The sequence below is a fragment of the Marinobacter sp. ES-1 genome, from assembly GCF_000475255.1.
Classification (GTDB): Bacteria; Pseudomonadota; Gammaproteobacteria; order Pseudomonadales; family Oleiphilaceae; genus Marinobacter; species Marinobacter vinifirmus.
Genome location: NZ_AXBV01000026.1, coordinates 1 through 9,675, shown reverse-complemented (window position 1 = coordinate 9,675; position 9,675 = coordinate 1). Strand labels below are relative to the sequence as shown.

General features: G+C 55.2%; 7 protein-coding genes. 1 reads left to right on the top strand and 6 read right to left on the bottom strand.

Translation table 11 applies throughout. The features are described from left to right. Positions 1-332: 332 nt before the first annotated feature. Positions 333-902 (bottom strand): DUF1439 domain-containing protein, encoded by a 570-nt coding sequence (locus Q668_RS02340; protein ID WP_022987987.1) that lies wholly within the window; start codon positions 900-902, stop codon positions 333-335. A 69-nt stretch (positions 903-971) separates the two neighbouring features. Next, positions 972-2,198: a pyridoxal phosphate-dependent aminotransferase gene (locus Q668_RS02335; protein WP_022987986.1), complete on the bottom strand. Its 1,227-nt coding sequence runs from the start codon at positions 2,196-2,198 to the stop codon at positions 972-974. A gap of 154 nt (positions 2,199-2,352) precedes the next feature. Here Q668_RS02335 and Q668_RS02330 point away from each other — a divergent pair, with 154 nt between their 5' ends. Further along, complete coding sequence (locus Q668_RS02330; RefSeq protein WP_022987985.1) at positions 2,353-3,339, top strand: D-2-hydroxyacid dehydrogenase; 987 nt, start codon at positions 2,353-2,355, stop codon at positions 3,337-3,339. A gap of 5 nt (positions 3,340-3,344) precedes the next feature. On the opposite strand, the gene Q668_RS02325 is transcribed toward Q668_RS02330, so the two are convergent. From Q668_RS02325 to Q668_RS02310, 4 genes are all read right to left on the bottom strand, one after another. Beyond that, positions 3,345-4,568 (bottom strand): Wadjet anti-phage system protein JetD domain-containing protein, encoded by a 1,224-nt coding sequence (locus Q668_RS02325; protein ID WP_022987984.1) that lies wholly within the window; start codon positions 4,566-4,568, stop codon positions 3,345-3,347. Beyond that, complete coding sequence (locus Q668_RS02320) at positions 4,561-7,938, bottom strand: ATP-binding protein (RefSeq protein ID WP_081697544.1); 3,378 nt, start codon at positions 7,936-7,938, stop codon at positions 4,561-4,563. Before Q668_RS02320 ends, Q668_RS02325 begins: the two co-directional genes overlap by 8 nt. A gap of 3 nt (positions 7,939-7,941) precedes the next feature. Then, positions 7,942-8,778 carry a DUF4194 domain-containing protein gene (locus Q668_RS02315; protein ID WP_022987982.1) on the bottom strand — a complete coding sequence of 279 codons (837 nt, stop codon included), beginning with the start codon at positions 8,776-8,778 and terminating at the stop codon, positions 7,942-7,944. Between the two features lie 8 nt (positions 8,779-8,786). Beyond that, positions 8,787-9,675: DUF3375 family protein (locus Q668_RS02310; protein ID WP_022987981.1), on the bottom strand; the 889-nt coding region annotated here is incomplete at its 5' end.

Sequence of the window (9,675 nt, the reverse complement as noted above, 5' to 3'; positions counted from 1 at the left end):
CCACACCTTCCGTGCAAGTACAGGGCTTTGACGATCGTTGACGCCTTACCCGGTGTGACCGCCTCATATGCGATTTCTGTTCGTCAGGCCAGTGCTTTGCCTGCGGCTTCCTTCAGATTCCATCTCACGATGGACACCCTTGCCGTCCGGCTAGTGGTTCCCCTTGCCGGGTCCACAGGGGACTTGCACCCCCAAGTCATCCGGCCAGCACCACCTGAACCGGAACAGCGCCCGTCAAGGCGCTACGCGCCATGCCTGGCGCACCAACGAAAAACGCCAGGCGGGAAACCACCTGGCGTTTTTTATGGATGCCGGTCTGTGATCGGGGCAGGTTACTCCGCCATCACAAACTCCAGCCGACCCGGGGCGACCCGGATATCCATGGGCACCAGGCCGAACATGCGCTGGGCGGTGTCGGTTTCATCCAGCCGGTACACTGGCATGGTTTCCAGCATCTGGGCCACCACCCGCATCACGGTATCAGTAACCGGGGCCAGGTCGCCCTTGAAGAAAGGTGAATCCACGGAGCTTTCCAGCAACTGCAGCCGGCGGATGTACACGGCTTTTTCCTGGCTGTCGTAGACCGGGGCACCTTCCACCTTCAGGGCCATATCCACCGGCAGCTTGGTCATCAAGGCGTTCAGGGCCACCTGGCCCTTCAGGTCGATCACCGCCACATCGCGACCATCCGGCCCGAGGGTAATATCCGCATCACTCAGGCTGAGGCTGAGCGGCGAGCCGCTGTTCAACTGCTCACGGTCGTACTTGGCCACCGCGTTTTGCAGATGGCGCTCGATCTCGCCTTCAGAAATGGAATACGGAGAAAAGCTGGCACAGCCGCTGGCCAGCACCACGGCAAACAGCGCAGCCAGTCTCAGGAAAGGTTTCAATACGTCCGTCATAAGTCAGTCTCCTCGGAAATGCCACTATAGTGCGGCATCTCCGGGGCACTGACAACTTAAACTCCGGTATCAGAACTGTTGCTTGGCCATCCAGGGGATGATCCGGTCGAAGGCTTCATCCAGCCGCTCACAGGGAGTGGAGAAGCTGAAGCGCAAGGCGTTGGTGCAGCTTTCGCCAAAGGCATCCCCGGGCACGGCACAGACGCCCGTTTCCTTGAGCATCCGCAAGGCTACATCAGAGCCGTCCACATGGGGCGGCAGGTTCGGGAAGGCATAGAAGGCGCCGCCGGGCTTGTAGCCGGTGAGGTATGGCGTCTGGTCGATCAGGTCCACAATCTTGTCCCGCCGCTCCCGGTAGATGTCCACCATATCCTTTACGCATTGCTGGTCGCCGTTCAGTGCGGCCACCCCGGCAAACTGGGCGGGTGTGTTGGCCACCGACGTGGTGAACATGTGGTACCGGCGCAGGGACTTGATAGCGGCCTGGCTGGAAATCACCCAGCCTACCCGCAGCCCCGCCATGCTGTAGGTCTTGGAGAAGCTGCTGATGCACATGATGTTGTCCAGGTCCATGGAACAGTTGAGCACACTGGCAAAGTCATCGTCATCAAACAGCATATGGTCGTACACCTCGTCGGCGTACACCTGGATGCCCCGGTAGGCGCATTCTTCCAGGATGGTCTCCACGGTACTACGGGGGTAAACCGCGCCGGTGGGGTTGTTCGGGTTGTTCAGGATCAGCGCGAAGGTACGCGAGCCCATGGCCCGGATCACTTCGTCCGGGTCCAGCTGGTGGTCGTTCTCTGCCCGGGTGGGTATGAACTTAACCTCGCCCCCGGTCATACGAATCAGTGGCGCGTACAGCAGGAACGACGGGTCAGTCACGATAAACTGCCGCCCCGGAGCCGAGGTGGCGGAAATGGCCAGGTACATGGCCTCCGTAGCGCCGCTGGTCACCAGGATGTTATCGCGGGTGAGCTTGCGGTTATATCGCTTGCCGTAGTAGTCCCGAAGCGCCACCAGCAACTCCGGCAGGCCGGCGTCCATCGTGTAGCCGGTCTGGCCGGCGTTCAGGGCATCCACATAGGCGTCAATAATATGTTTCGGCGTTGGCAGGTCCGGCTGGCCGATGGAAAGATGGATCACATCTTTCATGGTGGCTGCCATATTCACAAGGCGGCGAATGCCGGATACCGGGATGGCCTGCATGGCCGGGTTCCAGCTGGCCTTCGCCTTACGGTACTTCATTTTCCGCGGCTTGGACTCACCTGTGTCCTTGTTTACCGGGTCTGCCATATGCACCTCCACGCATCAGGAAATAAAGGCCTGATTGCAGCGTAGTCACGAAAAATCAGAGGTACAAGGAAACCGCCAACATTGACCCCGGCCGGCCGCGCTACCAGACTATAAAAAAGACGATTAAACGCCTTCAGAAATCTCCGGAGTTGAAATGACCGAATCCCGCCAACCGGTTATCACCGTTCTGACCGCCCCGGGCGAAGACGCCCCGGCCGGCATCGAAGCCGTCAAGGCACGGGCCGAAGTACGCTTTGCCTGGGACGAACAAACCCTGCGGGACACCCTGCCCGGCACAGACGTAATGATGGTGACCGACTTCCGCACCGAAGCCCTGGAAGCCGCCTGGCCCGCCGCAGACTGCCTGCAATGGATCCACGCCACCAGTGCCGGGGTGGATGCCCTGATGTTTCCGGCATTGATCAAGAGCGATGTTATCGTCACCAACGCCCGGGGTATTTTCGACCGCACCATTGCCGAATATGTGTTGTGCAGCATTCTGATGTTCGCCAAGGACTTTCCCCGCTCCATCCGCCTTCAAGACCAGCACCAGTGGCAGCACCGGGATACCGAGCGGGCAGAAGGCAAGCAGGTGCTGGTGGTGGGCGCGGGCTCCATCGGCCGGCAGATCGGCCGGCTGGTGAAGGCCATCGGCATGCACCCCCACGGCATTGCCCGCACTCCCCGAAAGACAGACCCGGACTTTGAAGCAGTGCACGGCAATGACGAACTTTATGACCAGCTCCGGCACGCGGATTTTGTGGTGATTGCGGCACCGCTGACGCCCCAGACCGAGGGGCTGTTTGATACCAGGGCCTTTGCGGTGATGAAAAAATCCGCCCGCCTGATCAACATTGGCCGTGGGCCGATTGTGAAAACCGGGGATCTGGTGAAGGCGCTGGATGAAGGCGAGATTGCCGGGGCGGCGCTGGATGTATTCGAGGAAGAGCCGTTGCCGTCTGATCATCCGTTGTGGGAGCGGGAGAATGTGATTATGACGGCGCACATGGCGGGCGATTTCATCGGCTGGAAGCGGGCGCTGACCGATCAGTTTCTGGAGAACTTTGACCGCTGGCACCAGGGAGGGGAGCTGTTCAACCTCGTTAATAAGGAGCTTGGGTATGCGGGGGACAAGAAATAACGTGGTTATTCCTCAATCCGTTTTATAGCCCAGCATCTTAAACGCTGGAAAATAAAATCGGCGGCAAGTTTCTCCTGTTCCAGGCGAGGCTTTGCAAAATCTCCTTGTCGCAGTTTATGAAATAGGCGACTTTCCTGTTCTTCTAAGTAGGCCGGAGGGGCGTCAACCGAATTCGGTTCATCAACCATTCGAGAAGTGAATTTCTCCACCACTTGCTCGTCCATCATGATCGACTCAATATTTTTACATCGACGGCGAGCATCGCTGAGGATAGCGAAGCCTTCTGAGTCTATATCGCCCCAGTACCCCACGTTTTTTGCTTGGAGCCATGGAGCGGAAAGCCAGGAAACGTTTTTACCGCCCCCAAACACCGCGATAGTGTTGTCGAGCGGCGGCAAACCAAGGCCGGATTGAACATTCTCTACAACCAGAATGTTGCTAGCCGGAAGCTCTACAGCTAATAAAGTAGCGGTGTCCATTTGCAGAATTGGAAGGCCACCCAAAGCAGTTTGGGAGCTGTCACATAGCGGACGTACAAACAACCAACCTTTTGGGTTTTCGATACATGTCAGCCAAGCCAAAAGTCCGCCTGACGCACTAACCTCCCCACGCCAAAGAACATCCAGCAAGCATTCGATAAGATGGAGATTCTGCTCCACGAATTTCGTATCAACCTGAGTGAGCGGAAGTGCTCGCAGGTATCGGCCACCTCCCAAACCCGCTTTGAGTTGCGGCACCAACCCGACCAGCAGCCCCAACTCATCCTCAGTAAAACTTGTCAGCGCCTCAAGGTTATCCACCAATGCAGAGAATAGTCCACGCTGAATCTTTTCATCTTGGGCAAAAGGTTGCGCAAGGATATTCCCAATTCGTCGCTCCCAATTTCCTAATGCAGTTTGCTCTTGCTCTCCCAGTAATTCGGCTAGTGTCCCAATGTCCGCGACACGGAAACGAACTGGCACCCTCTGGACGGACAGTTGACGGAAGCTCTGGCTTTCCCATTGAACGCAGCCCTGATTCGGGAACGCTCTCCATGCTGAAACGAAACGATGAAAGTGTTCCAGGTCTGAAACAGCTTCTTGTCCCCGTGGTGGCTTGAGGCTAACACTGACGGGGAATGGCCTTTCGCCTTTAAGCCGGGCCTTTAGTGCTCGTCGCTGATACCATTCTTTCTCCCGAAGGCGCTCAATGACATCTCTCGGCATCAGCCCCCAACTACGATCACTCATCAATCCCAATTCCCAATGACTCCGCGTCACCCATAACCGACAAGCGCTTTGCCTCTGCAAGCTTTTGATCAATTTGCTGCCACGTCAGCTCACACAGGCGGCTCTCATGATTTTCGGCATCGCGCTCAGCGATTAACAGTGAACGGGCTGACTCTCGGGCCAGGTTAAGATTCTTATAGGGAGTGATCAGACTGACATGGATATGCAGCTCCTTGAAAACCTTCAGCACGCGACGGCTCACAGACTCGGCAGTGTTAGAGAAGGCTTCGTCCAGAAACACCGTGCTGTAAACAGGCCGGTCATAGCCATCTGGCGTCAGGACATAGGCCAAGCTCGCTGCCACAACCATTCCTGCAAACGACTCCTTTTCGCCGCCGGATTTACCGCTGGACGACCTAAGTACGTCGCGAATTTCCAATGTAGTGGCGTCCACTTCCTCCGCGAAGAACGTCATCTGATAGCGTGGGTCCAGCAAGCGCAAGCTCTCCAGCGAACCTGAAGTTCCCGATGAGCTGGCTTTATCAAGGATAGAAACTACGTCTGATAGGGCATTGAAACGCCCCTCGTGGTCGTCACTGGTTACCTGGCCTAGAACATTGCGAAGCTTGCGCTCAAAATCCACGACATGAGGATACCTTTCTTTACTCGTACCCAGTTTCAGATAACTACCCACACGGAATTCGGTGCGGCGAAGAACCTCATTGATCGTGTCGATACGTTCCAGGATATCCTCACGATCGGCACTCAGCTTATTATTGATGTTTGCGAGCGACTGAGTGGCATGCTTGTTCAGGCGTTCCCTGAATTGATCCACCAACACCGGAAGGCCCTCGGTCTCCAGCTGATTCAGGTATTCGAGATAATCATCTAGCGCATCCAGACCTGTCGGCCAATCCACAACAACCGGCAACCACTGGTCCTTGCCTCTAAACGCCCCCATAATATTGTTGGCCCGATTCGATGCAGTGCTGTGGCGGGCCTGCTCTTTATTGATCAATGAATCCAGCTCTTTCTCAACTTCTCCCTGTTGATAGGCCTGATCTAGAGTGATCGGCCCCACACGCTTATCCAGCAATCCTCGACACTCATCGGTCATACCCGGAGATGCGGCTTCCTGCGCTTGCTTTAGCGTTTGTCGCGAGATCTTCAGCTGATTGTCCACTCCTCCCAATTTACTTTTTACTTCTCCAACTTCGTGCTGAATTCTCTGCCTTGCCAGCTTCGCGTCTTCCCATCGGCGTTTTGCTTCGGCCAAATCTCCTTGCGAAGCCTCAATCGCCTGTAAATCCTCCTTCAACTGCTCGAGCTTGCCTTTCCAACGAGGTACATCGATTTCTTCCCAGCGAAGGGTATCCACACGTTCCAGGAGCGTTTTGCGTCCGCTAACTTCATCCATCGCCTTTCGGGCTTTGGCAACATCGTCAGCCAGTTCTGTCACCCGCTGCTTGAGTTGGCCGAGATCGCTATTCAATATGGACAAACGACTTTTGTTGGAAAAACCAAGGCTCCATTGACGACGATCATCAATTCTGGATAGGTCTTTTTTCTCGAACCGCCCTCGCTCCTTATGAATCAGTCCTTCCCGGGTCATTGAGAAGGGCGTGACATCCAGGTCCTCGGTGGTGTTCACGCAGGCCAGGTCAAACTTGCTGAGGTGATGTTTGAGCCAATCGCGATAAGGGTGTTGACGCCAATCCAGCTTTTTCAGAAAACCACTTTCCTTAAACTCTGGCGGCCGCTGGTTGCCAGACTTGTCATCAACGACCTGAGCACGAACGTGGAGGCCGGTATGCCGGGCATTAAGCCATCGGGTCACCATGGAGAAGCTATCTCCCGGCACCAGCAGCGTTGTTCGTAAACCTCCCAACGCTCGCTCAATAGCCCCTTGCCAGGGGCGCTCATGTTCCTGCACGTCAATTAATTCGCCCACGAAAATGAGTTCATCGGCAGACAGGCCAAGAGATTGCACCAACTCCTCACGTAGCCGCTGATAAGGATGGTCAATATTCGAATCCGGCCGCGCCTTGATTTCGCGAATGTCTGATTCAAGAACCCCGATCGCTTCTTGCGCTTTGCCAAGTTCTGCGCTGGTATCCGCAAAGTGGTCTTGGCTGGCCTCGGTTTTCTGGGCCATTGTCCCAAGGAGAGTTGCCACTGCCTTTTTGTTGCTAGAGAAGGCCTCTTCCGATAATAAATCAGACAGTCCAAGAACCCCCATATCCTGCTGATAGGCAGATGCCTTCTGGCTCACTTCGGCAAGCTTGCCTGATGACTGGAGGATATCCTTTTTGAGTGACTCAACCTTTTCACCGCCATGCTTCAAATACTCCCCATGACGGCGTTCGACTAAAGCCTCTGCCTCCTGCTCCTCCCCCGCGAGACTCTCTAACTTCTCCTGCAGTTTCTCAACTTCAGCTTTAAGTGCCTCCACCTGAACCGACCACAACTGTGCGAGCACTTCTCCGAAGTAAATCCCCAGATGCTCTTTTTCCAGACGAAGCCTCTGCAATGCCTGCTCGGCTTGGCGAAGTGTTTGTGACAGGTCAGGCAAAGGGCTCAAGTGCTCTACCTGCGCCCGGGTATCCACCAGCCGGTCATGTGTTGCCACCAGATCGCCAAACTCCTCAACAACCTTTTTGGCATCCTCCCGGATGGTGCTGGGCTCCAGAACCAATTCGCGTATCAATTTGGTCAGGTCATCAATCTTTTTGAGCCCGAGGGCCCGTGACAACAGAGCCGGGGCATTCTTGTTTTCCATAAACAAGAGTTTTCGGTACAGCTCCTGGTAATCCGAAAACCGGTCATCACAACAGGTGATAAGAGGGTCATTGCGTAACATTTGCTTCAACGCGGTGACACTCCCCTCGCCAAAGGCTTCCAGCAACTCTTTCAATTCGAGGTTACGCCTTGAAACGGCATAAACACGCTTTACCTCACTTAGTGAGTTGGACGCCTGTGTTGCCCAAAACAATGCCGCCAACGTAATCACCGAATCATCATCAGCGCGATAGAGTGCCCTCAGCCCGGTGACAACAGCTTTTTCCCGCTTGCTTTTGACTCTGGTGCCTGAGCCTTCGTGAGCCGCCCCAAAACTACCCCGCATGTAAGAAAGCAAAGAGCGATCTGTGCGGTCACCCTGCGCCGCAGCCACATTGAAGGTCGCCCTCCCAGCCGGAAGTAACAGGGCCATCAGGCCGTCCACAAACGTCGATTTACCGGAGCCGTTGTCGCCCGTAATCAACGTACCTTCCGGATCGATCCTTGCCGTGTGCAATCCTTCAAAAGAGCCCCAGTTATAGACGCTAAGCTCCGCCAGACGAATCTGCCCCTGCCGGAAAAATGTATCGCCGTACCGCTCCATGCTGGTCATACCTTAAAGCCCTCCCAGCAAATCATCTTGGCTCGCCCGGGACTCATCCGATACCGAATCGAGATGAAGCGCTGCATCAACCTCAAGGTTTTCCTCCTCAGCCAATCGCAGATACTCGTTCAACATGGACTCAAGAAAGGCGGCATCCACCACATACCGAATGATAGGCGTAATCTCATAACGATCCTCTGCTCCCCGGGCTGCAGCCAGGATTTTTTTCTGTGTCAACTTCTGAACAGCACCGTTGAGCTTCTTGCGATCTGCTTTAGCGTGATTCGTTAACGGCAAAAAGGGTGTGAGATAGGACTCCACCCGTTCAAGATCGACCGTAATTTTCTGCTCACCGGCCGATTCCCGTTCCTGATAATGGCGGCGGAGTACCAACAGCAAAAGGGTGTCATAGAGGGAAAGGGTGCGCTTTGAAATCAGTGAAACTGGCTCGCCGTCAATGGAGATATCATCCTCATCCGTCTCATTCAGGGCGACAAATGCAACTCCGGCTTTCTCATCCAAAATCAATCGCAGGTAAACTTCAGCCAGATGGCGGCGGATCTGGGATTCATACCTGCAAAGGCTCTCAAACACCTTGGGTTTCTGTGTGCCAATGACCGCACCCTGCCGCATCAAATAAACCAAGACCCGCCTCGCCTCATGAGGCAACTCTAAGCCTCCGTCGGAGTCACCTCCGGGCGCGTCAATTGCCTCCGCCTCCTCATCGGAGTTACTGTCCGTGCCCTTTTCCAGGTCAGGAGAGGGACTGGAAGGGAAATGGCTGTCACTTTGGCCCCGCACTCTGTCAAAAAAACTGGGATTCGCAGAGTTCTCTTTGTTATCCGTCATATCAGCACCTATAGCACCAGCTCATCCCGATTTGTGGGGAACAGTTCCGCACTCAACATAAAGGTTGGTACGGTCGCTTGAAGCTTTGCTCCGTTTTTGTCAGTAAATTGCACTCGCTCCACATCGTCTAGCTGCGCCGCGTTGACGGACTTGGCCACCCTCACGTATGCAACAAGTTCTTCAAGCCCGGCGTTTATCGGGTAATGCCGCAGCAGCCCTGCGATGGTCATAGGTCCGTTAGCAGCCAAAGCTTGATAAACTTTTTCAGCGACCTCACGAACCCGAACCGTTTCCAGGCTTTCGAGGATCTGCTTGCTGGGCTCTCGCGTATTCTCGCGAGCTAGCACACCGCGAGTATCAAGTTTCTCGTCCGGACTACGGAGGCGCATGGTTTCAGGAGAGGCTATTTCAAGTGGCCCGACAGACAGGGATAACAGGGTTTCCGTTCGCAAATTCACCCCTCCATCCCGCAAAGCAACAGCGACCTTCTCCAGCCTGGATAACAGTTGGTCAACCGCGCGATTTTCACTAGCCGCACCGCTCTCTACGTAGGCTCTCAGACTCTCTTCAGTTCTCCGGCGCACCTGGAAGACCCGATCGCTTTCCCGGCCCAGCTCTCGCATAAGATGGGCGAGAAACTGCCGTTGGGCCTGCGATAGCTGCTCTGCAATGGGCTGATTCAGAATACCGTGAAGTTGGTCACGCAATTCAGTTTGCCGATTCTGGTCGCACAGTAACTGGAAGAAACTCTCGAAGGCACTGCCCGCATCGGTCGAAGACAACAGCGCTTCTTTTTCCATTACCGAAAGCAGCACCTCACCCCGTGTGGCACCGCCTTCAATCAACTGGATTCGCAACGCCTTGTCCAATTGCCGGATTGCGTAAACCGCTGAAGGT